Raw genomic sequence first — 23,941 nt, 5'->3', positions numbered from 1 at the left:
CTAGTCGCTTCTTGCCTAATTGTTTCTTTGCCTCTTGATGCATTAGGTGCACTTCCGATGTAACCCCGACTCGGCTAACGCGTCAACCCGTCCATGTACCATTAGCAGCATGAGCGATCCCGTACCGCTGACCGGGGAGCCCCTGGCCCTGGACCTGGTCAACACCCGCACGGCCGTCGGCGACCTGCTGACCACGCCGAGCGAACTGCGGGCCTGGTGGGAGCTCCAGGCCGACCGTCTCCCGGAGGCCGCACCGCAGGAAGGCGTCGGCGTCACCGCCGCCGACCTGGCCGCGGTACTCGCCGTACGGGAGCACACCGCCCGCGCCCTCGACCATGTCCGCCGGGGCGAGCAGCCCCCGGTCGCCGACCTGGCGGCACTCAACGACGCGCAGCGTGCCGCGCCGGCGATCCATGAGCTGGCCTGGGACGGGTCGGCGGTGGTCGCCGCGCAGCGGCGCGAGGGGGCGCCGGGACTACGGCTGGCGGCCCTCCTCGCCCAGGCCGCCGCCGACCTGCTGGCCGATCCGGCGGTCGCCAGGATCCGCAAGTGCGAGGCCGACGACTGCGTGATGGTCTTCCTGCCCACCCATCCGCGCCGCCGCTGGTGCTCGGCCGCCCGCTGCGGCAACCGGGTGCGCGTCGCCCGCCACTACCAGCGCCACAAGACCGGGTAGACCGGGCAGGGAGGGCAGGCAGGGCAGGCAGGGAGGAGCACCGCACTCAGAACTTGCGCCCCACCCCGCAGTACGCGTCGACCGCCGCCGTCGCCGGGTCCGTCGGGCCCTGGGTGTCGGGGCGCCACTCGGGGACCTGGACGATGCCCGGGTCCACCAGGTCGAGGCCGTCGAAGTAGGCGGCGATCTCGCCGATGCTGCGTACGTGGTACGGCACGGCGCCGCTCGCGTTGTACGCCTCCGACGCGGCGATCATGCCTTCGCTGGTGGCCGTGCTGTCGCTGATCACGAGGTGGCTGCCCGACGGCAGACCGGCCAGGAGTCGGCGTACCAGGTCGCACGCCTGGTCGTGGTCGGCGACATGGCCGAGTGTGTTGAGGATCATCAGGGCGACCGGGCGGGAGAGGTCGAGCGTGGCTGCGGCGGCTTCCAGGACGGCCTCGGGGTAGTACAGGTCGGCGTCCAGGAACGCGGTCATGCCCTCCGGGGTGCTGGTCAGCAGGGCGCTCGCGTGGGCCAGCACGACGGGGTCGTTGTCGACGTACGCGATCCTGGCGTCCGGGGCCACCCGCTGGGCGACCTGGTGGGTGTTGTCGGCGGTCGGCAGGCCGGTTCCGACGTCCAGGAACTGCCGTATGCCCGCCTCGCCGGCCAGGTGGCGTACGGCGCGGCCCAGGAAGTGGCGGCTGGTGACGGCCACGTCGGCCAGACCCGGGAAGATCTTCTTGATCTCGTCCCCGACCTGCCGGTCGACCTCGTAGTGGTCCTCGCCGCCGACGAAGTAGTTCCAGAAGCGGGCCGAGTGCGGCTTGGTGGGGTCGGCTGGCACGGGGGCCTCCTGCGGGGTGGGTAAGGGACGTCGCCGGTGATTCAAACAGCAACCAACGTAGGTCAACTCGCCCTGCATATACGGAAGTTACCCAGATACGCCTCACGCACCGTGAAGTTTTGGCCACGCCCCGGCCGCCACCCCGTCCACCCCAGCCGCGCCCCCGTCAGCCACCCCTCCGCAAGGCGCGGCGCCCCCTCACTGATCCAGATACGCCAGCACAGCCAGCACCCGCCGATTGTCGGTGTCCGCCTGCAGCAACCCCAGCTTGGTGAAGATGTTGCCGATGTGCTTCGCGACGGCCTTCTCCGTGATGAACAGGCCTTGTGCGATACCCGCGTTGGAGCGCCCCTGGGCCACCCACTCCAGGACCTCGCGCTCCCGCTCGGAGAGGCTGCCCACGGCCTCGTCGCGCTCCTTGCGGACCAGGAGCTTGGAGATCACCTCGGCGTCCATCGCGGTGCCGCCCTCGGCCACCCGGCGGATCGAGTCCAGGAACTGGGCGCCGTTGGTGACCCGGTCCTTCAGCATGTAGCCGACGCCCCGGCCTCCCCCGGCCAGCAACTCACGCGCGTACAGCGGCTCCACGTACTGCGACAGCAGCAGCACCGGCAGATCCGGCATCCGCTCACGGGCCGCCAGCACCGCACGCAGGCCCTCGTCGGTGAACGTCGGCGGCAGCCGGACGTCGACGACCGCGACGTCCGGCCGCTCGCTGACGAGCGCGTCCAGCAGTTCTTTACCGTTGTCCACGGCGGCGACGACCTCGTGGCCGTGGGCGCCGAGCAGGCGGATGAGTCCGTCCCTCAGGAGGAAGTGGTCTTCGGCGAGGGCAATACGCACGGCAGCTCCATCGTCACCATGGTCGGTCCGTTCACGGGGCTGCTCACGGCCAGCACTCCGTCGAAGGTGGCGAGCCGGCGTTCGATGCCCCGCAGGCCGCTGCCGCGCGAGGCGTCGGCGCCGCCCTGCCCGTCGTCAGTGACGGTGATGCGCAGCATCCCGCGATCGTAACGGAGTTCGATCCAGGCCCGGTCGGCGCCGGAGTGCTTGGCGACGTTGGTGAGGATCTCCGAGACGGCGAAGTACGCGGCGGACTCGACCGGCATCTCGGGGCGGCCCGGCAGGTCGACCGCGACCTCGGTGCGGACCGGGCAGACCATCGCCAACGCCCGTACCGCGTCGGCGAGCCCGCGGTCGGCGAGGACCGGCGGGTGGATGCCGCGGACCAGGTCGCGCAGTTCCTCCAGCGCCTTGGAGGAGGACTCGCGGGCCTCGATGAGCAGCGCGCGGACCGCCTCGGGGTTGGCCTCCAGCAGGTGTTCGGCGGCGTTCAGGGTCATGCCCATCGCCACCAGGCGGGCCTGGGCGCCGTCGTGCAGGTCGCGTTCGATACGGCGGATCTCGGCCATCTGCGTGTCGACGGCGTCGGAGCGGGTGGCGGCGAGGTGCTGGATGCGGCCGGCCATCAACTCGCTCTCGCTCGGGGCGAGCATCGCGCGGGTGTACAGGGCGTGCCGGCGCACCGCCCGCGGCGCCGCCCACAGGGCCAGCGGCAGTTGCGACAAGCCGAGGACTCCGGCGAGTACGGCGGTGGCCCGTCCCTCGATCGGGATGAAGTGGTACCACAGGCCGTCCCACTCGGCGGACAGCCCGACACCGAGCAAGGCGAGGAAGACGCCCCACGCCCCGCTGAGGACCAGGGCGATCGGGAGGAAGGCGAAGAACGCGCCGGCCAGTGGGTCGGTCAACGCCCAGACGTACTCCCGCCGGGTCTGCGGGTCGTTCATGATCCACCGGTAGCGGCCGGTCAGCCCGGAGGCGCCCTCGGGTGCGGGCGGCAGCGGGCCGGGCGGGCCCGGGATCTCCACGCCGGACCAGCGCAGCGCCAGTTCGCGCCGGCGGGCGGCGAGGTTGCGCACGCCCTCCATGGCCCTCGGCACCATGCCGAGGCCGGGTCCCACCAGCCATATCGCCCCGGAGACCGCCAGGGACCGGCCGAAGGCCGCCGACGCCGTCCAGCACAGGGCCAGGGCGCGTCGCAGCCCCACCAGTCCGGCCGCGACGGAGAACCCCCTGATCTTGTCGGGGATCCCGTCCGGGACGTCGTCCGGCGGGCGGTGCACCCCGACCTGCGTCGTGGGGTCCATACGACTCGCTCCTCTCCACTGTCCGTTCGCTACGGGGTCCGTAGCGCCCGTGACCTCATTCTTGCGGCGGTCGGGGTGCGAAGTCGGTGGGAAAAACTCCCCTCTTGGGCCGCCGGCCCGCCACCACCAGTCCGCCGGGCAGAGACGGGCGCAGGAAGAACAGGAGACGTACAGGGACTCGCAGCCGACGACCAGGCCGTTGGGGATCCACAGGGCGAGGTACAGGTGGCGGCGTGGGCCGGAGGACCACAGCAGGGCGTTGGTGCGCCAGGTCGCGGAGACGGAGGGGCGGCCCTCGGCGGGGGACGTGCTCGTCGAGGCCCGGCACCGGCCCGACACGTACCGGAGTTAGCATCCGTTTCATGACGACCACTGACAGCAGCTCCCCCCTCGACGTCGACATCGACACCCTCCAGGGCGGCACCGCCGATCTCGCCCAGTACGCGGGCAAGGCCGTGCTCATCGTGAACGTGGCCTCCAAGTGCGGCCTGACCCCGCAGTACTCCGGCCTGGAGAAGCTCCAGGAGCAGTACGCGGAGCGCGGCTTCACCGTGCTCGGCGTGCCCTGCAACCAGTTCCTCGGGCAGGAGCCCGGCAGCGCCGAGGAGATCGCCGAGTTCTGCTCGGCGACGTACGGCGTCACCTTCCCGATGACCGAGAAGGTCGAGGTGAACGGGGAGGGCCGGCACCCGCTGTACGAGCGTCTCGTCGGCTTCGCGGACGCCGAGGGGCACACCGGGGACATCCGCTGGAACTTCGAGAAGTTCCTGATCGGCCGCGACGGCGAGGTCGTCGCCCGCTTCTCGCCGCAGACCGAGCCGGAGGCGGCGGAGGTCGTGGCCGCGGTGGAGTCCGCGATCAAGTAACACGGGTTGACCTTGCCCCTGGGGCAGAGCCGAGCGTCCTTGTCGCCGGGCGGAACAAGCCGCCCGGTGACGGAGGATGAGGCCGTGGACGACGAACTGCTCACCATCGGCGCGTTCGCCGCGCGGGCCAGGCTGTCGGCCAAGGCCCTGCGGCTGTACGACCGCCTCGCACTGCTGGCCCCGGCGCACGTCGACGAGCTCAGCGGCTACCGCTACTACCGCGCCGACCAGGTCGAACGTGCCCGTCTGGTGGCGCTGCTGCGCCAGCTGGACATGCCGCTCGCCCGGATCGCGGAGATCGTCGAGGCCCCGGACGGGGCCGCGGCGGCCGCCCGGCTCGACGCGTACTGGGCGGATGTCGAGGCGCGGGTGGCGGGGCAGCGGACGCTGGCCGAGTACCTCCGTGGACGACTGTCGGGGAGGAGCTCCGAGATGTACGGGAAGTTCGTGGTCGAGACGGTTGAGGTGCCCGAGCAGGTGCTGATCACCGAGACGCGGCATGTGCTGGCGGGCGAGCTGCCGGCGTGGATCGGGGCGTCGCTGGGCCGGCTGGAGTCGGCGGCCCACGAGTGCGGCGGCATCACGGCGCCACCGTTCGTCGTCTACCACTCCGACGTGTCGGAGGAGAGCGACGGGCCGGCCGAGTCGTGCGTGCCGGTGGCCGACGAGGCGGCGGCCCGCGCGTGGCTGGAGAAGCAGGGCCGGACGCGGGAGACGAAGGTACGGGTGGAGCCGGCCCACCGGCTCGCCTACACCCGGATCACCAAGGCGCAGGTGGCCCATCCGCAGATCCTGGCCGCGTTCGAGGCGGTCGAGGAGTGGATGGCGAACGAGGGGCTGTGGCAGGCGGGCCCGTGCCGCGAGGTGTACTTCGTGGAGGACTGGGACGGTGCCGGGGCACAGGACCCGGTGTGCGATGTGGCGTTCCCGGTGAGGTGATCCGGCCGGCCCACGGGTGAGGGCACGGCCGAGCCCTCTCGGCAAGGACGGCGGGCTGGTCGAGAGGGCTCTTCCTGTGGTGCTTGTGCAGTTGTCGATCGTGCGGTCGGTTGAGGGGTGAGGATCAGGTAGACCCGCCCCTTACGCCTTGACCGACGCCACGAAGGTGTTCCACGCGTCCGCGGGGAACGCCAGGACCGGGCCCTCGGGAACCTTGGAGTCCCGTACCGCCATGGCCGCAGCGAGCGGTGACTTGACCTCGACGCACGCGCCGTTCCCTGTGGAGTACGAGGACTTGGTCCACGTGTCCGTGGCACCCTGACGAATTGCCATGTTTGCTCCGAATTGCCAGATGTTGAGTTGCTGTCACCGCACTGCGCGTCCCAAAGGACCCCGCAGCGCGATTCGCGCCAACGTTGTTACTCGGTGGCGTGATCGACGCTACTCGCCAACATCGGCCGACGAAGCGACTATTCACTCGGCTGGGTGGCATATTCCAGTGGAGTCTTCCGCCCCGGCCTGGGGACGGTGTACCGTACGGCGCTTCTCAACGCGCGTACTCCTTGGCGATGTCCGCGATGAACTGCCGCGACTGCTCCACGTTCAGGGCCTGCGCCCTCAGGTGCTCGTACATCACGCTGTACTTCTGGACGTCGTTCGCCTTCTCCAGGTACAGGTCGCTGGTGACGCCCTCGATGTAGACGACGCTGGAATCGGCCGCGTCCGGGAACTCGAGGATCGCGTACTGCCCGTTGAGGCCCGGGTGGGCGCCCATGTCGAAGGGGATCACCTGCACGGTGACGTGTGGCAGCTGGGACTGCTCGACGAGCTGCTCCAACTGGTCGCGCATGAGGGAGCGGTTGCCGACGACGCGGCGCAGGGCGGCCTCGTCCAGGACGGTCCACAGCCGGAGCGGGTTCTCCTCGGTGGAGATTCGTTCCTGTCGACGCATCCGCACCTGGACCCGCTTCTCGATCTCGGTCTGGGCCGTCTCCGGCAACGCCCCGGCGATCAGGGCCTCCGCGTACTGGTTCGTCTGCAACAGCCCCGGCACGACCTGCGGGTCGTACACCCGCAGACTCGCGGCGTCCGTCTCCAGCCCGATGTAGACGCTGTAGGGGATGTCGCCGAACGAGTGCCACCATCCTTGCTGTCGCGAATCCTTGGCCATCTGCATCAGGGAGTCGACGATCCGGTGGTCCTCCACCTCATAGACCCCGCACAGATCGCGGACGTCTCGCTGGCTGATGCTGCGCCGGCCGTTCTCCAGCCGGCTGATCTTCGACTGCGACACCAGCAGCCGTTCGGCCACTTCTTCGGCCGTCATGCCCTTGAGCTCCCGGAGCCTGCGCAGCTCCTGGCCCAGCCGGCGTCGCCTGACGGTGGGATTGACATTGGACGCCACGGGACGTGCACCTCCGGCTGCGTGCCTGTGATTGCCACTTTGCGTATCTGCTGTTGAGCAGACTGCCACCAAGGTGCTTACTACCGCTGGGAAACGGTGGATATGCGCTGCATACACGCCAGTTCGCCAGGATCCCCGCACATGCGGCCGCGCGGGGCGGCGGGACCGATGCCGTCGTCCGGGCATACGGTCCCGTCACCCCGCGCGGACCAGCGGCTCCCGAACCGGTCTCGGTGACTGCGGTGCGGCGCTGCACGTGGCGTGCGAGTGCGTGCGAGTTCGTTCGTGTGAAGCGTGGTCGTACGTGGCGGTGCGTGATGGTGCGTGCTGGTGCGTGGTCGAGCAAGCCGGGCTTACAGCCCGGGTGATTCGGTGGTGCGGTCGTGGAACCGCGGTTCAGTGGGCCACGACACGCGCCATGGATCCGCGGCGCGGCTGCACCGGAACGCCGCGGGCGGGTTCCGCTGCGGCCCTGCCTCCGGGGGCGGCCTGACGGCCGGCCGGGGCCGGGCTGCGACGTGGCTGTGCCGCCGCACCGTTCTGGACGTCCATCACGGCGTGCGCGACGAGACCGCCCATGGGGTCGTGCCTGATCAGGTCCCTGAGCCGGGATCGGGACGAGCGTCCCTCGTTCCCCGGGTACAGGTGCTTGCCGAGGCCGACCGCGTGGGCCAGTGCGGCGAGCGCCGCGGTCCGTGGGTCCGGCGGTACGCCGGTACGGATCGCGGAATCCAGCCGGGCCCTGATCTCCCGGCTGATGGCGTTGTCCGTCGCCTGGTAGCGAGTCGTCGGCAACACCCCGCACATCTGACCGGCCACGGCATGCACCATGCCGCACCGCTCCAGATGCGAGAGGTAGGTCTGGCGCAGCCCGAGACGCGGCCCGCCAATCCAGTGGACGGCACGCACGGGAGCGCCACGCCTTCGCAGCAACTCCAACGCACAGTCCAGTGTTGGATCTCCAGTCGGCCGTGGGGCTACCACGGCGATACGATCCCCGTCTGGGGCTATCCGTCCGGCCAGCGCCAGCTCCACTAGCTGTGCTCCGGCCAGACCGAGGTCGAGCGACTGCGGCTGTGCGGTGGTACCCGTGGTCGGGTCCAACGCCAGCAGCAGAAGCTCCTCCGGAATTGTTCTGCGGCTCCTGCCCATCCATGCCTCCCCGCGTGGATGAAAGACAGGGTGACCCCTCTCACATTCATCTGTCGAGGGTGCGTGACCGGTTCGTAAGGGAACCGGTAGGTATGTCGTTCTCGTCTACCGGATGAGTTGAGTGCCGCGCACAGGACACTGGTACATGGTTCGGACAGCGGCACGGGGGGTCGTACGGGCACGGTGTCCGAGTGACGGCTCACTGTTCGGACGCCGCACGGAGGCCGTGCGGCGGCACATGGAGGAGGCATCGGTGGCGGGCGAGTCCCCCGACAGGTCGAAGCAGCGCGAGTCGTCGGCAGAACCGACGTCGGGGAGCGCGGTCCCGGTTCCCGAACCCGAGGGTTCCACCCGGCAGGACGCCGGCGAACGAAGCGACCCACGCCTCGCAGTGGCCCGCGAAGCCACAGCGCCGCGCGGCGGCGTCGATACGGCAACGAGGGTCCTGTCCCGCCAGGAACTGGACGCGGTGAGGACCCGGCTGGAGGAGGCGGGGGGCACCGCCGAGGACGCCGAGGGCGGGGACGCCACGGCGGACAGCACCGAGGGCGGGGACGGCACGGCGGACAGCACCGAGGGCGGGGACGGCACGGCCGACGACGCCGAGGGCACGGACACTTCGGCCGACGACGCCGCGAGCACGGACGCCACGGCCGACAGCACCGTGGGCGGGGACGCTACGGCCGACGACGCCGAGGGCACGGACACTTCGGCCGACAGCACCGACGGCGCGGACACTTCGGCCGACGGCACCAAGAGCGCGGACGCTACGGCGGACAGCGCCGAGGGCACGGACGCCACGGCCGACGACCCCCGCGAGGCGGGATCGGCTGGGGACGCCGAGACGGAGACCGAGTCCTCGACCGCCGAGGGCACCGTAAGTGACGGCGCTGAGGGCGCCTCTGTCGAGAACGCGAAAGCGGAGGCCGAAGACGCGGGGAGCGCGGAGGACAGCTCCGAGGGCGCCGACGCGGCAGACGCTGAGGGCAAGGCCGAGGACGAGGACGCCGTCGACGCGTCCGATTCCGGCGCGCCCGCCGAGGGCGACGACCGGCTGAGGGCGGCTGTGGCGGCTTGGGTGGCCTCCTCGGACGGCGACGAGGCCGAGGGTGAGGCCGAGGAGGCTTCGAAGGGCGAGACCGCGGCAGACGCCGACGGTGGCGCTGAGCCCGCCGAGGCTTCCGACGCCGGCTCGGACGACTCCCCCGAGGCCGCCGAAGGCGATGCGCCTGACGACGCCGACGACGCACCCGCGGCCGCCGACGGCGAGGACGCCCCCCAGGGGCCACCCGCAGTCGACGACGAGAGCCGCACGGGTGGTGCGGGTGGGAACGCCAAGGGCGAAGGCAAAGCCAAGCCCGTCGATCAGCCCACCGCCGTCTTCAAGACCGTACGACCGGCCAAGCAGCCCCCGGTGGACCAGCCCACCACCACGCTGAAGGCCCCCGCACCGGAGACCCCCTCCGAGCGCACCAGCAAGTTCGTCGCACTCAAGCCCGACATCAAGCCGGACACCCCCAAGCCCCCGGCCCCGGCCCCGGCCAGGACCCCGGAAACGCCGAAGGCCCCCGCCCCGGACGCCACCGCCGTAGTCCCCCAGATCGGCCCCGAGCGCACCACCCAGCAACCCCTGCCCCCCAGGCCCCCGCTCGACCTGCTCGCCGAGCTGACGAACACGCCGCCGCCCCCGGACACCCCGGTCCGCACGGCCATCCGGCGGGTCAAGATCTGGACGCCGCTGGTCCTGCTGCTCGCGATCGTCTTCGCGGTCGTGCAGAACGTGCGCCCGCTCCCGGCGCCCACCCTCGACCTCACCGCGAAGGACAGCTACACCTTCGAAGGCGGCAAGGTCGACATCCCCTGGCCCGCCGAGGGCCAGGCCGCGCTGGACGTCGACGGCATCGGCAGCTTCGGCTCCTCCGGTGAGCAGAAGCCCGTCCCGATCGCCAGCGTCGCCAAGGTCATGACGGCGTATCTCATCCTGCGCGACCACCCGCTCAAGAGCGGTGACGAGGGCCCGAAGATCAAGATCGACCAGGCCGCCGAGGACCAGTCCGACGCGGGCCAGGAGTCGACCGTCAAGGTGACCGCCGGCGACCAGATCACCCAGCGCGAGGCCCTGGAGAGCATCCTCATCGCATCCGCGAACAACGTGGCCCGCCTGCTGGCCCGTTGGGACGCCGGTGCGGAGAAGGCCTTCGTCGAGAAGATGAACGCCGCCGCCGAGGGCCTCGGCATGTCGAACACGACGTACACCGACCCGTCCGGGCTCAACAACACCACCGTGAGCACGGCCGTGGACCAGGTGAAGCTGGCCAAGGCGGCGATGAAGTACCCCGCCTTCCGCGAGGTCGCCGCGATGATGTCGTACGACGACTACAAGGGCGTGAACCACGGCAACTGGAACCAGTTGGTCGGCAGGAACAACGTCGTCGGCATCAAGACCGGCACCACCACCTCCGCCCTCGGCAACCTCGTGTTCGCCGCGAAGAAGGAGATCGGCGGCGAGACCCGGACCGTCATCGGCGCCGTGGTGCGCCAGCCGGACGCGGGCAGCGGCATCCTCGCCGCCGCCCTCGACTCGGGCGACCAGCTCATCCGCGCCGCGCAGGACACGCTGGAGTCGGCGACGATCCTGAAGAAGGGCGATGTCGTCGGGTACGTCGACGACGGCCTCGGCGGCCGCACCCCGGTCGTCGCCACCAAGGACGTCAAGGCGGTCGGCTGGTCCGGGCTGAAGGTGAAGCTGACCTTCGCGCCCGACGAGGTCCCGCACACCGCGACGGCCGGCACCAAGGTGGGCACGCTCACCGTGGGTGACGGCAGCAGCGGCGCGGTCAAGATCCCGGTCGCCCTCCAGTCGGACCTCACCGAACCGGGCTTCACGGACAAGCTGACCCGCATCACCTGACCCGGGGGCGACACCACGGCACCCTGACGCAGCCCGCCGACAGCGCCTGTCGGCGGGCTGCGTGCTAGCGTCACGAATCGGGCAGGTCGTCGCCCACAAGGCGCAGTCGGGAAACCTTCGGGGACAAGGCCGACAACACGCGGGAAACGGGACACGGCCAGAACAGAAGACGGGACAGTACGGGGAGTGCCTCACACGTGGCCACTGCGGAGCCGACACGCGCCGACGACGCCGATCCGGGACCGGGAGCCGGTCCGCGAATACGCGTGCCCGCGCCACGCTCGGGAGACGCACCGAGCCGCACGGAGGACAGACCGCCCTCGCGGCTGACCGCCGCCTTCCTCACCCTGCGTGAGCGCCTGCTGCGCCACCCGGTGCTGTCGATCACGACCCTGGCCGGGCTCCTTCACATCATCTGGGTCTTCACGTTCGCAAGCAGCGGGGGCGACCTCGCGGCCCAGGACGCGTGGGCCGAGTTCGTCGGCCGGCATCCGGACTCGGCGTACAACCTCGCCTGGTACGGCGGGATGCACCCGGTGTCGTACAGCGTGGTGTCGCCGTATCTGATGTCGGTCCTCGGTGTCCGTACGACGATGATGATCGCGGGGACGATCTCCGCGGGTCTGCTGACGCTGGTCCTGCTGCGCAGCCGGGCGGTGCGCAATCCGCTGTGGGCCGCGTTCGCCGGAGTCCTCGGGCTGATCGCCAACGCGATCTCCGGGCGGGTGACGTTCGGGCTCGGCACGATGTTCGCGCTGGGCGCGGTCGCCGTCGTGTTCTGCTGGCCGTACCGCTGGCGCTACAAACGCTGGGCGAAGGCGCTGGCCGCGGCGCCGCTGGCCGCCCTCGCGACCATGTCGTCACCGGTCGCGGGGCTGTTCGTGGGCTTTGTGGCGGTGGCGCTGTTCCTCCAGAAGCGGCGGCCGGGCGCCTGGGCGCTGGGGCTGGCGCCGGCGGCCGTCGTCGCGGTGTCGGCGTGGCTGTTCCCGTTCTCGGGCACCCAGCCGATGGTGATCGGCTCGGTGCTGTTGCCGCTGCTGCTCGCCGTCGCCACCTTCTTCGTCGTGCCCGAGGAGTGGAAGACGGTCCGGCTGGTGTCCGCGGTCTACGGTCTCGCAGTCGTGCTGGTCTGGGTGGTCAGCTCGCAGATCGGCTCCAACATCACGCGCCTGGCGATGCTGTTCGCGGGGACGGCCCTGGTGGCCGTGCTGCCCTACACGGTGCCGCGCTCACGCAAGTGGTACACGGCCGTGCTGGCCCTGCTCACCTTCGCCGGGTGGATCGGCTACAAGACGGTCGACGACATCATCCACGCCGCCCCCGCCGCGTCCTGGGCGCGCGAGCTGGCGCCGCTGGTCAATGAGCTCCAGGAAGTCGGCGCCGAGAAGGGCCGGGTGGAGGTCGTACCGGCCCGCTCACATCGGGAGGCGTCGGCGCTCGCGCCGTATGTGAACCTGGCCCGGGGCTGGAACCGCCAGGCCGACATGGAGCGCAACCCGCTCTTCTACGACGACACTCTCAACTCCGCGAACTACCGCGAGTGGCTCAAGCGCTGGGCCGTGCACTACGTGGTGCTGCCCAAGGACGAGCCGGACCCCTCTTCGGCGCAGCGTGAGCGGGAGCTGGTGCAGCGCGGCATGCCGTATCTGAAGCAGGTGTGGGGCGACGCCAACTGGCAGCTGTTCGAGGTGACCGACCCGGCGCCGCTCGCCGAGCCGAACACCGTCGTGGAGCGGGCCGAGCAGGGCGAGATGACGATGCGGGTGAGCAAGCCGGGGCCCGTCCTCATCCGGATCCCCTACTCACCCTGGCTGAGCCTCGTCGACGCCGACGGCAAGAAGCTCGACCCGCCGAAGGAGACGGAGGCGTCCAAGAACCGTCCCGAGGGGCAGAGGAAGTCGTACGACAACGTCAACGGCTGTCTGATGGAGACGGAGGAGGACACGCTCGGCGACAAGTGGACGATGCTGCTCGCTCCGCGGGCGGGCGAGTACCGGCTCGCGGCGCCGTACGCGTTCTCGCGCGGGACGACGTGTCCGGAGGAGCTGCGCTGACCGGCCTGCGTTGACCGGCCTGCGTTGACCGGCCTGCACTGACCGGCCTGCGTTGATCAGCGCAGGCCGGCCACGTACCGGTCGGTGCCGGGCACCGTGGGGATGAACGGCGCGACGAGTTCCACACGCCCCAGCCCCGCCTCCGCCACCACCGCGTCCAGGCCCGTGAAGTGGTCCTCCCAGCACTCCCTCGGGTCCGCCTCCAGGAACCACAGCAGGGTCAGGCGGGTGTCGACGCCCTCGACCTGCTTGACGTACGACATGCGGTCGAGCGGGAGAGGCGTGGGCCGGAAGATGGTCACCATCGCCGCCGGGGAGCCCGCCAGGCGCTTGGCAAGATGGCGGGAGCGCAGCCACTCCAGCAGTTCGGTGCGCTGCTCCGGGGAGTCGGCGTCGATGACCTGCACCACCAGGCCCGCGTAGGGGTGGTCCAGGGCGTGGAAGTCGCGGGGGCCCGCCGCGCCGTCGCGGTACACCGTGGCCTCGTGGTCCTGGAACGCCGTGAAGACGTGGGTGCGGTCCTGGTAGACGCGGGCGTCGCGGTTGAGGCGCTTGTTGATGCCGACGGTCCAGCGCATGTGGTCGGCGTAGCGGCCCGCGGTGATCCAGTACGTGGAGATGTAGCAGCCGGCGCTGACCGGCTGGGCGATCGCCGACTTCTCCGGGTAGCGCAGGAGCTGGAGGTCCCTCGGCGCGACCCAGCGGCGGCCCGCGTACATCCAGGGCATCGCCATCGCACCGGCGTAGTAGTGGTCGTCCTCGTACCAGCGGTTGTAGGCGTACTCGTGGCCCGGGTGCGGTTCGACCATGGTGATCAGGGCGTGGCCCGGGTGGACTCCGTACGGGCCGACGGCGGCCAGTTCGGCGTACGTCTCGCTGCGGGTGTCCTCGCTCATGCCGTTCCCTTCCTTCCGGTGCCTTCCGTCCTCCCTCGGACGCCCATACTCTGACGCTCCGTCAGATAATCCGCCAGAGCCTGGGAGGCCTTGATGTCACTGCTCAACGGCAAGACCGTCGTCGTCTCGGGGGTCGGCGCCGGACTGGGTCACCAGATCGCCGCAGCTGTCGTACGGGACGGCGGGAACGCCGTGCTCGGGGCGCGCACCGAGGCGAACCTGACGAAGAGCGCCGGCGAGATCGATCCCGACGGGGCGCACACGGCGTACCTGGCGACCGACATCACCGACGAGCGGCAGTGCGAGGCGCTGGCCGCGCTGGGGCGGGAGCGCTTCGGCGGGATCGACGGGGTGGTTCATGTGGCCGCCTGGGACTCCTACTTCGGCGGCCTTGAGGACGCCGACTTCGCCACCTGGCAGTCGGTCATCGACGTCAATCTGCTGGGCTCGCTGCGGATGACGCGAGCCTGTCTGCCGGCGCTGAAGGAGTGCGGCGGGTCGGTGGTGTTCATCGGGACGCAGTCCGCGGTCGCCGCCCCCTCGCAGGTGCGGCAGGCGGCGTACGCGGCCTCGAAGGGGGCGCTGACGAGCGCGATGTACTCGCTGGCACGGGAGCTGGGCCCGCACCGGATACGGGTGAACACCGTGCTGCCGGGCTGGATGTGGGGGCCGCCGGTCCAGGCCTATGTGCAGTTCACGGCGCACACGGAGGGGGTCGAGGAGTCCGAGGTGCTGGGGCGGCTGACCGAGCGGATGGCGCTGCCCGACCTCGCCACGGACGGGGATGTGGCGGATGCGGCGGTGTTCCTGGCCTCGGACAGGGCGCGGGCGATCACCGGGCAGTCACTGCTGGTCAACGCAGGGGAGCTGATGCGATGAGTTCACATAGCTGAACTAGAACCAGCATGCCGAATGATTTTACCTCCCCTTGACCCGTCGCCAGCTTGTCGTGTTCACGCGGCAGCGCCCACGATGAGCGCCGGGCTGAACCCTGGGAGGGCGCACATGAACGGTCTCGACTGGGCCGTGCTCATCGGCTATTTCGGCGTGATGGTGGCGATCGGCGTCTGGTCGCACAAGCGGGTGGACAACGTCAGCGACTTCTTCACCGCGGGCGGCAAGATGCCGTGGTGGCTGTCCGGGATCTCGCATCACATGTCCGGATACAGCGCGGTGATGTTCACCGGGTACGCGGGCATCGCCTACACCTACGGCGTCACGTCCTTCGTCACCTGGTCCTTCCCCATCGCACTGGGCATCGCCATCGGGTCGAAGCTGTTCGCGCCGCGGATCAACCGGCTGCGGTCACGGCTCCATGTGGCCTCACCGCTGGAGTACCTGAAGAACCGCTACGACCTCAAGACGCAGCAGGCGCTGGCCTGGTCCGGCATGCTGCTGAAGATCGTGGACGTGGGCGCGAAGTGGGCCGCCATCGCGACCCTGCTGTCGGTGTTCACGGGTGTGTCCCTGAACCAGGGCATCCTCATCACCGGCACCATCACGGCCGTCTACTGCACCATCGGCGGCCTGTGGGCGGACGCGCTGACCGAACTCGGCCAGTTCATCATCCAGTTGCTGGCCGGCGTCGCGATGTTCATCGCGGTCATCATGGAACTGAACGACAAGGGCATCGGCTTCTTCGAAGCCTGGGACCGGCCGGAGCTCCAGGGCCACGGTGAGCCGCTGGTCGGGCCGTACGGCACGGTCTTCCTGCTCGCCTTCCTCTTCATCAAGCTCTTCGAGTACAACGGCGGCATGCTCAACCAGGCCCAGCGGTACATGGCCACGGCCACCCCGCGGGAGGCCGAGCGCTCGGCGCGTCTGTCGGCGATCCTGTGGCTGGTCTGGCCGGTGGTGCTGTTCTTCCCGATGTGGATGTCGCCGCTGCTGGTCGAGTCGCAGAAGGCGGACGGTTCGGACTCGTACGGCCTGATGACCGAACAGCTGCTCCCGCACGGCCTGTTGGGCCTGGTCATCGTCGGCTTCTTCTCGCACACCATGGCGATGTGCTCCTCCGACGCCAACGCGATCGCGGCCGTGTTCACCCGGGACGTGGCGCCGGTGCTGTCGAAGCAGGCGCGGGCGTGGGGCGAGCGGTCCGGGCTGATCGCAGCCCGCGTGACCACGGTCGTCTTCCTCGGCCTGTCGATGGCGGTGGCGACCCAGGTCAACTCCCCCACCTTCAAGGACATCATCACCGTCGTGATCAAGTGGGTCGCCGGTCTCATGGGCCCGATCGCCATCCCGATGATGCTGGGCCTGCTGCGCCAGTTCCGCCGCTCCGGCCCGACGGCGGCACTGACCAGCTGGTCGATGGGCCTGCTCGCCTTCTGGCTGGTCAACTACCCGATCAGCTGGCAGATCGAGGGCGGGGTGCCCCTCCAGTACCAGGTCTCCATCCCGCTGGCCGTCTCCCTGGTCCTGTACATCCTCATCGGCTTCATCAAGCCGGAGGACACCCCGGAGCGGATGGCGATCGTCGAGCGGATCAACACGGACGGGGACGGGGCCGCCGCGGCGGCGGTGCCGGCGCAGGCGGACGCGGACACGGACGCGCGGGAGGACGTGGTCCGCGCGAAGGACTGAGGACGGGGGACGGTTGGGACAGGGCGGCCACTCGCACGGCGGGGGGCCGCCCTTGTCGTTGCCCTGACGGTCGGGGTGACCGGAGGGTCAGCCGCGCGGGTACCTCGCCAGCCAGCCCGGGGACGCTCCCGCCGGGCTGTGCAGGGCTGGGCCCTGGGTCATTTCCATGGCGAAGTCATCGGCGAGTTCGAGGATGGTGGGGCGGCCCTCCAGTTCGGCGAGCCAGGCCGGGGGAAGGGCCGTCTCGCCGTGGAGGGCGCCGAGGAGGCCGCCGGTGAGGGCGGCCGCGGCGGCGGAGGGGCCGTCGTGGTTGACGGCGAGGCAGAGGCCGTGGCGGACGTCCTCGCCGACCAGGGCGCAGTACACGGCGGCCGCGAGCAGCCCGTCCGCCGAGCCGTCGGCCGCGAGTTCCTCCACCCGTGCCGGAGTGGGCATCCCCTGCCGTACGGCACCCAGCGCGTGCTGCAGCGCGTCCGACACGGGCTCGTGCCCGGGCCGCACGGCCAGCAGCGCCAGCGCCCGCTGCACGGCCCCGTCGAGGCTCTCCCCGGAGGCGAGCGCGTGCACGATCACCGCGTACGCGCCCGCCGACAGGTAGGCGACGGGGTGGCCGTGGGTCTGCGCCGCGCACTCCACGGCGAGCTGCACGACGAGTTGCGGCTCCCAGCCGACGAGCAGTCCGAAGGGCGCGGAGCGTGCGGTGGCCTCGGGCCCGAGCTCGGTGGCGTTCTTGGGCGCCTCCAGGGTGCCCATGGCCTCGTCGCCGAGACCGATCAGGAGCGCGCGGGTGGGGTCGCGGCGGGCGTACAGCCACTCCTCGCGGGCCAGCCAGCCGTCGTCCTTGCGGCGCTCGTCGGGGCCCCAGTCGTGTTGCGTGGCGGCCCACCGCAGATACGCCCGGTGCAGATCGGTCGGCGGATGCCAGGCCCCGGTGTCCCGCCGGACCTGCGCCCTTATCAGCCCGTCCACGCTGAACAGCGTGAGCTGCGTGAGATGCGTCACGGCACCGCGCCGCCCGTATCCGAACCCCAGATCCAGGAGACCCTCGGCGCCGTACTGCTCCCGGATCTCGTCCAGCCCCAGCCCGTCGACCGGCGCCCCGAGGGCATCCCCGACGGCCACGCCGAGCAGCGTGCCGCGCACCCGGCTGCGGAAGTCCTGCTGCTCGGTACGGCCCCAGACGGCGCCGGCTATCGCACCCATCAGGACCTCCCCGTTGCAGCGACCGTGTGTACGACGGCTCGACACTGTAATCGACCGGGGACGGTCGGTTCATGGTGCGGATCGGTATGCGGAATGTGCCCGGGGTGGCAAGAAATGGTCCGGAGTGGGCCGGAATGATCAGCTATGGCCCGTACAAAGCTCCCGACCGACTCTCTACGCCGCCACACCCACCGGACGGCAGTCCCGGCAGCGGCCCGGGCCCGGTGAACGGAACGCCCGGTCGCATCCCTCGCAGGTCTGGAGCGGGTCCGGGCGGACGGGGGTCGGGGGGTGTGCCGGGGCGGGGAGCGGTGGTGGCAGCAGCGCTCGGAGGCGGTGGGCGAGGAACGCCGCCGGGTTCAGGATGGGGTCCTCGGGCAGGGCGTTCGTCAGGGTGCGCTGCACGGCGGCGGGCGGGACGCCCCTGTCCAGCCAGGCGGAGACGGCAGGGGCCAGGCGGTGTACGTCACGTGCGGCCAGCAGCAGGCGGGGGTCGTGGGCGCGCAGTCCCGCGAGGACATCCAGGGCGGCATCGAGGACGGCATCGGAAGCGGCACCGGATGCGGAGGCCGACGCCTTCGAGCCGGGGGACGGCGGAGCCGTGCGGGGTGCGGCGGGCTTCATCGCGGCTCGGGCCGCGGCGACGCCCGGCCTGTTGTAGGAGATCGTCCGGGTCACGACTCGCCCCGATTGAAGACGCTCCTTGGTGCGCGCCAGGTATCCGTGTGCCTCCAGCTCCCGCAGGGCGGCGGCGACCCGGATCTCTCCCTCGGGGAACTTCGCGGCCAGCGTCTTGATCCCGACCGGGGTCCGGGCGGGCAGCGACTGGATGTGGACCGCCAAACCGATCGCCGTCAGGGACAGCTCGGGGTGCTGGGCGAGGTCGTTTCCGACCACGACGAACTGGTCGTGGTGGGGTTCGTTGACGTGCTCGACGCCTCCGGCGGAATGGCCGGACTTGGCGCGCGCGGGCGCGCTAGGCTGAATCTCAGTCATTGGGGAAGGTCTCTGCTTCCTCGGTGTTAGGCCCTCGCATTGGGATGCCAGTCCCGGCGGGGGCCGATTCATGTGTGCGGTTGTCTCTGGGTGACGCTGCACCACCAAAGCCCCCGCGCGCCAGCCGAGTTGGCGATGTTCACCCCTGCGGGTGATCGACGGGGGCGGTGGGGGTGGGTCGGTTCTTTCCCCGGTTCTTTGGTCTTTGCGTCGGGAGCCCCCGGGTCACGCCCCTCCGCGATCCGGTGTCACTTCTGCCCACACGGTCTTGCAGTTGGCCGGGGCCTGATCGATGCCCCAACGGTCCGCGTACGCCGCCACGATCAGCAGCCCTCGTCCCGACTCCCTCTCGCCACCCGCCGCGTCCCGGACCTGCGGGATCCGGTCGCCCCGGGCGTCGGTCACCTCGATGCGGAGCGTGCCGTCGGTGTGCAGCTTCAGCCTGAGCCGGAAGTCCCGTCCGGGGACGCGGCCGTGGAGTACGGCGTTCGACGCCAGCTCGGCCACGACGTGCACCGCGCCCTCGAACGGCACGCCCCAGTCGTCCAGTTGGCGCTCGGTGAGCAGGCGCGCGAGTCGAGCACCTCTTCGAGTCGCGGACAGCTGAACCGTGAAGTGGTGCGTGGGGCAGGTGACTTGGACGAGGGATTTCTGGCTCATGTCACCCAGCGTGGCGAACCGACTCCTACGCTGAACAGCAATGGCCTCCGTACGGAGCGTGACTGTACGGCTGGCCGACGGGGTCGTACGGCTCGCACGCCGGGAGGGGCAGACGTGGAGGACGAGGAGGCCGAGGCCGTTCTCAGGACGGTCGGACGGCAGATCAGGATGTGGCGCGAGGCCGCCGGGATGACCCAGGCCGAACTGGGCGCCGCCATCGGGTACGGCGAGGAGATGGTCTCGTCAGTGGAGCGGGGCCGGCGGATTCCCAAGCCGGACTTCCTGGACAAGGCTGATGAGGTGTTGGGGGCGGGCGGGAAGCTCTCGGCGATGAAGGCGGATGTGGAGAGGGCCAGGTATCCGAAGCAAGTTCGGGATCTGGCGAAGTTGGAGGGCGAGACGGTCGACCTGGGCGCATACGCCAGCCATCACATCCACGGGCTCTTGCAGACCCCGGAGTACGCAAGGGAGTTGTACTTGATGCGACGGCCTCCGTATTCGGAGGACGAGATCGACCGTCACGTCGCCGCCCGCATGGAACGGAAGACCATTTTCGAGCGCACACCCCGCCCGCACATCACCTTTGTCCAGGAAGAGGTGACCCTTCGACGGCCGATCGGGGGGAAACTGGTACTGCGGCGACAGCTCGAACACCTGTTGGAGGTTGGCAGGTTGCGGCAGGCGGTGATCCAGGTGATGCCCACAGAACTCGTGGACCATGCGGGCATGGGCGGCTCGCTCCAGCTGCTGAAACTGCGGGATGGCAAGACTCTGGGGCACTTGGAGGTGCAGTTCCTCAGCCGCCTGATCAGCGACCCCCGGCAGGTCCAGACCCTGGAAACCAACTATGGAATGATCCGGGCGCAGGCACTCACGCCTCGGGATTCGCTGGCGTTCATTGAGAAACTACTGGGAGAAGAGACATGACGCCCACCCTGAAGTGGTTCAAGAGCAGCTACAGCAGCAACGAAGGCCCTGAGTGCGTCGAGGTAGCGATATCCCCCTCCGCCACCACCATCCTCGTCCGCGACTCAAAGGACAAGCACGGCGCACGGCTCGCATTCGAAGCGAGTTCCTGGGCGGAGTTCATCGACGGCATGAGCACGATGCCGTGACCGGCGAGTCTCAGGCACAGCGTGCCGCCGCCGTCTTCGACGCGCTGGGGCTCGCCTACGAGAGGGCGTTCGCGGGCTCGGAGACGCACCGGGCGTCGCTGGCGTGGCTGGCCGGGCGGCTCGAACCGGGCAGCCGGGTGCTGGACGTCGGTTGCGGGACCGGGCGCCCCACGGCCGAGACGCTCGCCGCGGCGGGCCATGGCGTGCTGGGGATCGACGCGTCTCCTGTCATGGTGGACCTCGCCACCCGGCAGGTGCCCGACGCCGCCTTCCAGCACGCCGACATCCAGCAAGTCCCGCTCCAGGACGGTGCGTTCGACGCCGTCTGTGTGTACTTCTCCCTGCTGCAGATGTCCCGCACCACGCAGGAGTCTCTCGTGCGGCGGCTGGCACGGGCGCTGAGAGCGGGAGGCAGCATGGTGCTGGCGACCGTGCCGGCGGACGTGGAGGACTTCGAAGTCGTCTTCATGGGGCAGAAGGTGCGGGCGACCAGCTACGCGGCCGAGGACTTCACCGACATGGTCGCCGCGGCGGGACTGACGGTGCTGTCCGCGGAGACCGTACTGTTCACGCCTGACCATCCCGATGCCGGGCACGAGCCTCATCTGTTCCTGCGCTGCGTGCGGGAGTAGCCGGTTCGGCCGCCAGCTGACGGAGCACGGCGGCCCGCTGATCCGCGGCCCAGGTGTACGACGGGTCGGCTGCCAGCACCCGGTCCAGATCGGCGAGGGCCTCCTCGTGGCGGCCCAGGTTCGCCAGCGAGGCGCCTCGGCTCGCGCGGGCGGAGTTGTAGTCGGGTTCCCGGGCGAGCGCGTGGTCGTAGTCGGCGAGGGCGTCCTCGTCTCGGCCGGCGGCGCGCAGGGCGTCACCGCGCTCGCAGCGGGCCCAGGCCCAGTCGGGGTCCACCGCCACGGCCCGGTCGAGGTCGGCCAGTTGTCGTACGTGGTCGCCGAGGGCTCGGTGCACCCGGGCCCGGCGCATCAGGGCCCAGGAGTAGTCCGGCTTCAGCCGAACGGCCTCGTCAAGGTCGGCGAGCGCCTCGTCGAGACCTTCGCGACTGAGCCGGGTGGCACCGCGGGAGGCCAGGGCGAAGGCGTCGGCGGGGTTCAGTTCGAGGGCCCGGTCCAAGTCGCTGATCGCCTCGTCGTGGCGGCCCAGGACGCGGTGGTACTCCCCGCGCAGGCCGAGGCTGCGGGGGTCATCGGGGTGCAGTTCGAGGGCCCGGTTCAGGAGGGCGACGGCCGCGCGCCGGTCGCCGGCGAGGTCGTGGGCGATGGCGCGGGCGCGGTAGGCACGGGCCGCCACGGCGGGGTCCAGCGCGACGCGCCAGCCGGCATCGGCCGAGGCGTCCTGCCAGGGGGTACCGGGCGAGGTCGTGGCCTGCGGCACGGTCCACGACAGCTGGGCGTGCTGATCCTGCGGCTCGGCCCACGTCGGCTGGGCACGCTGACTCTCCGGTTCGGTCTCCGGTCCCTCAGTGCGTTCACCCTGCGGCTCGGCGCACTGGTCCTGCGATGCGGGCTGTTGCGTCTCACGTGACCGGGCGCCGGCCGACGTGCCCGGCCTGGTCGTCGCCGCACCGGACGCGGTGCCGGGCCTCCTGGCCGGCCGGTCGCTTGCGCTTCCTCCGGTACCGGCCCCTGCGGCCTCCTCCCGCGAAGAAGCCGCGGCGGCCGCTCCCGCCGCGCCCTGCCCGGCAGCCCCCGCGGCACCCCACCCGACAGCCCCCGCACCCAGCCCGGTGACAGCCGCAGCCGCCCCGCCGTACCCCGTGCCGGCCGGCGCCGCCGCCCCCGCGGGCACCGGCGTCCGCTCGAAGCCCGTCGCCCGTAGTACCAGTTCGAGGGCCGCGGGCGTTCCGCCGCTGCCGAGTGCTGTCGCGAGCCGCCGGCCCCACTGGGACACCGTCCGGGTCTCGGCGTCCGACCCGGCCTCCACCAGAACCCGGGCCCACCGCTCGGCGACGGACTCACCCTGCTCGCAGGCGTCGACGACATCCCCGAGGACGCTCGTCAGCGCCGCCCGCTCACCGGCGCACAGCAAGTGGTACAGCTCCGCCAGCCGAAGCTCCCGCCACGCCTCGTCCGTCCACAGTTCCTCGGCGTCCCGTCCGGCTTCCGCCTCGGCCCGCCACTCCCGGAACACGGCGGCGAGCGCCTGCTGCCGGGCCGCCCAGGTCCGGGGCGCCTCCTGCCGCTGCAACCGCAGCATCGGCGCCCGTACGACGTCGTGGTACCGGACCCGGCCGCCCCGCTCGCTGACGAACGGCAGTCCGCGCAACCACGCGTACAGTCCGTCCAGTTCGGCGTCGGAGTCGCCCACGACCGCCCGGAACACGTCCGCGTCCAGCCGCCGGGGCAGCGCGCACGCCAGCGCGACCGACCGCTGGACCGCGTCCTCCGCCCGCTTCAGGAACCACTCGACGGCCGTGGCGCTGGGGTCCCGCACGTCGGCCGGATCGGTGGGGCGGCTCTCCGCGAGGGTCGACACAAGCACGGGCAGGCCACCGGTCAGGCGCAGCACCTCCCCCACCACGGGCTCGGCCACCACTCCCCTGCCCGCGAGCAGGTCGCGCGTCTCCGCCTCCGTGAACGGCAGGAGCGGCACGTCGGTCATGAAGTCGCCGAAGCCGCCCCAGCGGGTGGCGTCGAAGGGGAGTTGGCCTGCCGTCACCACGACGACCGTGGCCGGGAGCGGGCCGTACAGGTCCGAGGTCATCACGGCGTGCAGCCACGCGTCGAGGAACCGGCCGGTGCGCTCGTAGGTGTCGAAGAACAGGACGATCCACGGCACGGCTGAGGCAGCCTGGGAGAGCTCCTCCAGCAGCACCGGAGTGAGCACGCTCTCGGGGGCGAGTACGAGTCGGGCGTCCTCGTGGGTGCGGAAGCGGGCACCGAGTCCGGACCGCAACCGGTCCGCGCCCTGGGCGAGTTGTGCGGCGTCGACCGCCCCGGCGAAGGCGCCGACACCGGGCACCATGCCCAGTCCCACCAGCCCGGCCCGCGCCACCGCCATGCTGCCCACCGAGGGTCCCGGCGGCTCGGGCGGCGGCGCGGTGATCGCCGCCAGCTCCGCCTCGTGCCTGCGCTCCCGATGCGCGGCCAGCAGCCGGTCCAGGTCCTTCAACCGCCTGCCCTGCGTGGCGAACTGCCGGGTCATCGCCTCCAGCGACTCCGGCACGCTTCCCGCCGTGTCATCCATGAACGCGGTCAAGGCGCCCCGCTCCCGGGCGACTTGCTCCAGTTCGCGGAGCAGGAAGGACTTGCCGACACCCGCGTTTCCGTGCACGTGGAAGAGGAACCGGTGCCGCTCGTCCTCCGGCGCGATGTCCAAGTTGGCCCGGAAGGCCGCACGTTCGGCGCTGCGGCCCACGAATCCGGCACGACTGCGCCGGCCGATCAGCTCCTGCATCGACGGCCGCGCCTGTCCCACGCGTGGATCCTCCCGCTCGGCTGCCCTACGCCATCATTCTGGCTCAATGCCTATGGAGCACAGCGCCTCCA

21 protein-coding genes are annotated in these 23,941 nt (G+C 70.8%); 10 read left to right on the top strand and 11 right to left on the bottom strand.

The window, feature by feature from the left end:
- Positions 1–109: 109 nt before the first annotated feature.
- Entirely contained in the window at positions 110–676 is a 567-nt protein-coding gene (locus OHT51_RS24335; protein WP_328881038.1) for a CGNR zinc finger domain-containing protein, read from the top strand.
- 46 nt (positions 677–722) lie between these two features.
- Here the strand turns inward: OHT51_RS24335 and OHT51_RS24330 are convergent, their stop codons facing one another.
- From OHT51_RS24330 to OHT51_RS24320, 3 genes are all read right to left on the bottom strand, one after another.
- Positions 723–1,505, bottom strand: coding sequence for an SAM-dependent methyltransferase (locus tag OHT51_RS24330; protein ID WP_328881037.1), 783 nt, complete (start codon positions 1,503–1,505; stop codon positions 723–725).
- A gap of 198 nt (positions 1,506–1,703) precedes the next feature.
- The gene (locus OHT51_RS24325) at positions 1,704–2,348 is read right to left on the bottom strand and encodes a response regulator transcription factor (RefSeq protein ID WP_328881036.1); all 645 of its coding nucleotides are present in this window, start codon (positions 2,346–2,348) and stop codon (positions 1,704–1,706) included.
- Complete coding sequence (locus OHT51_RS24320) at positions 2,312–3,655, bottom strand: sensor histidine kinase (protein WP_328881035.1); 1,344 nt, start codon at positions 3,653–3,655, stop codon at positions 2,312–2,314. Before OHT51_RS24320 ends, OHT51_RS24325 begins: the two co-directional genes overlap by 37 nt.
- Before the next feature lie 362 nt (positions 3,656–4,017).
- Between OHT51_RS24320 and OHT51_RS24315 the strand changes: the two genes are divergently transcribed.
- A complete protein-coding gene (locus OHT51_RS24315) occupies positions 4,018–4,521 on the top strand; it encodes a glutathione peroxidase (RefSeq protein ID WP_328881034.1) in 504 nt (167 codons plus the stop codon).
- A gap of 66 nt (positions 4,522–4,587) precedes the next feature.
- Entirely contained in the window at positions 4,588–5,460 is an 873-nt protein-coding gene (locus OHT51_RS24310; protein WP_328881033.1) for a MerR family transcriptional regulator, read from the top strand.
- A gap of 141 nt (positions 5,461–5,601) precedes the next feature.
- Here the strand turns inward: OHT51_RS24310 and OHT51_RS24305 are convergent, their stop codons facing one another.
- The 3 genes from OHT51_RS24305 to OHT51_RS24295 form a co-directional block, all read right to left on the bottom strand.
- A complete protein-coding gene (locus OHT51_RS24305) occupies positions 5,602–5,793 on the bottom strand; it encodes a DUF397 domain-containing protein (protein WP_328427041.1) in 192 nt (63 codons plus the stop codon).
- 214 nt (positions 5,794–6,007) lie between these two features.
- Positions 6,008–6,865 (bottom strand): helix-turn-helix domain-containing protein, encoded by an 858-nt coding sequence (locus tag OHT51_RS24300; protein WP_328881032.1) that lies wholly within the window; start codon positions 6,863–6,865, stop codon positions 6,008–6,010.
- Positions 6,866–7,261: 396 nt separating this feature from the next.
- Positions 7,262–8,017, bottom strand: coding sequence for a GOLPH3/VPS74 family protein (locus tag OHT51_RS24295; protein ID WP_328881031.1), 756 nt, complete (start codon positions 8,015–8,017; stop codon positions 7,262–7,264).
- A 253-nt stretch (positions 8,018–8,270) separates the two neighbouring features.
- On the opposite strand from OHT51_RS24295, the gene OHT51_RS24290 reads away from it, so the two are divergent.
- Positions 8,271–10,928, top strand: a complete 2,658-nt coding sequence (locus OHT51_RS24290; RefSeq protein WP_328881030.1) for a D-alanyl-D-alanine carboxypeptidase — start codon at positions 8,271–8,273, stop codon at positions 10,926–10,928.
- Between the two features lie 197 nt (positions 10,929–11,125).
- Positions 11,126–12,982 carry an MFS transporter gene (locus OHT51_RS24285; RefSeq protein WP_328881029.1) on the top strand — a complete coding sequence of 619 codons (1,857 nt, stop codon included), beginning with the start codon at positions 11,126–11,128 and terminating at the stop codon, positions 12,980–12,982.
- 56 nt (positions 12,983–13,038) lie between these two features.
- Here OHT51_RS24285 and OHT51_RS24280 read toward each other — a convergent pair whose 3' ends face one another.
- The gene (locus tag OHT51_RS24280; protein WP_328881028.1) at positions 13,039–13,878 is read right to left on the bottom strand and encodes a hypothetical protein; all 840 of its coding nucleotides are present in this window, start codon (positions 13,876–13,878) and stop codon (positions 13,039–13,041) included.
- 93 nt (positions 13,879–13,971) lie between these two features.
- Between OHT51_RS24280 and OHT51_RS24275 the strand changes: the two genes are divergently transcribed.
- Together OHT51_RS24275 and OHT51_RS24270 are read left to right on the top strand one after the other, a co-directional pair.
- Entirely contained in the window at positions 13,972–14,757 is a 786-nt protein-coding gene (locus OHT51_RS24275) for an SDR family oxidoreductase (protein ID WP_328881027.1), read from the top strand.
- 126 nt (positions 14,758–14,883) lie between these two features.
- A complete protein-coding gene (locus OHT51_RS24270) occupies positions 14,884–16,464 on the top strand; it encodes a sodium:solute symporter family protein (protein WP_328881026.1) in 1,581 nt (526 codons plus the stop codon).
- Between the two features lie 87 nt (positions 16,465–16,551).
- On the opposite strand, the gene OHT51_RS24265 is transcribed toward OHT51_RS24270, so the two are convergent.
- From OHT51_RS24265 to OHT51_RS24255, 3 genes are all read right to left on the bottom strand, one after another.
- The gene (locus OHT51_RS24265; protein WP_328881025.1) at positions 16,552–17,667 is read right to left on the bottom strand and encodes an ADP-ribosylglycohydrolase family protein; all 1,116 of its coding nucleotides are present in this window, start codon (positions 17,665–17,667) and stop codon (positions 16,552–16,554) included.
- A gap of 174 nt (positions 17,668–17,841) precedes the next feature.
- Positions 17,842–18,663 (bottom strand): helix-turn-helix domain-containing protein, encoded by an 822-nt coding sequence (locus OHT51_RS24260; protein ID WP_328881024.1) that lies wholly within the window; start codon positions 18,661–18,663, stop codon positions 17,842–17,844.
- Between the two features lie 225 nt (positions 18,664–18,888).
- The gene (locus tag OHT51_RS24255; RefSeq protein ID WP_328881023.1) at positions 18,889–19,323 is read right to left on the bottom strand and encodes an ATP-binding protein; all 435 of its coding nucleotides are present in this window, start codon (positions 19,321–19,323) and stop codon (positions 18,889–18,891) included.
- 114 nt (positions 19,324–19,437) lie between these two features.
- Here OHT51_RS24255 and OHT51_RS24250 point away from each other — a divergent pair, with 114 nt between their 5' ends.
- Genes OHT51_RS24250 through OHT51_RS24240 form a run of 3 tightly spaced genes read left to right on the top strand, consistent with a single transcriptional unit; the run spans position 19,438 to position 21,070 of the window.
- Positions 19,438–20,250, top strand: a complete 813-nt coding sequence (locus OHT51_RS24250) for a helix-turn-helix domain-containing protein (RefSeq protein WP_328881022.1) — start codon at positions 19,438–19,440, stop codon at positions 20,248–20,250.
- Positions 20,247–20,438 (top strand): DUF397 domain-containing protein, encoded by a 192-nt coding sequence (locus OHT51_RS24245; protein WP_328881021.1) that lies wholly within the window; start codon positions 20,247–20,249, stop codon positions 20,436–20,438. Before OHT51_RS24250 ends, OHT51_RS24245 begins: the two co-directional genes overlap by 4 nt.
- A complete protein-coding gene (locus tag OHT51_RS24240; RefSeq protein WP_328881020.1) occupies positions 20,435–21,070 on the top strand; it encodes a class I SAM-dependent methyltransferase in 636 nt (211 codons plus the stop codon). The genes OHT51_RS24245 and OHT51_RS24240 overlap by 4 nt, the downstream gene beginning before the upstream one ends.
- Here OHT51_RS24240 and OHT51_RS24235 read toward each other — a convergent pair.
- Positions 21,006–23,849, bottom strand: coding sequence for a tetratricopeptide repeat protein (locus OHT51_RS24235; protein ID WP_443052726.1), 2,844 nt, complete (start codon positions 23,847–23,849; stop codon positions 21,006–21,008). The genes OHT51_RS24240 and OHT51_RS24235 overlap by 65 nt on opposite strands.
- Between the last annotated feature and the right edge of the window lie 92 nt (positions 23,850–23,941).

This window comes from Streptomyces sp. NBC_00299 (genome assembly GCF_036173045.1).
Lineage (GTDB): Bacteria > Actinomycetota > Actinomycetes > Streptomycetales > Streptomycetaceae > Streptomyces > Streptomyces machairae.
Note: the sequence above shows the minus strand (reverse complement) of the source record. Positions and strands in the feature narration are given on the sequence as shown.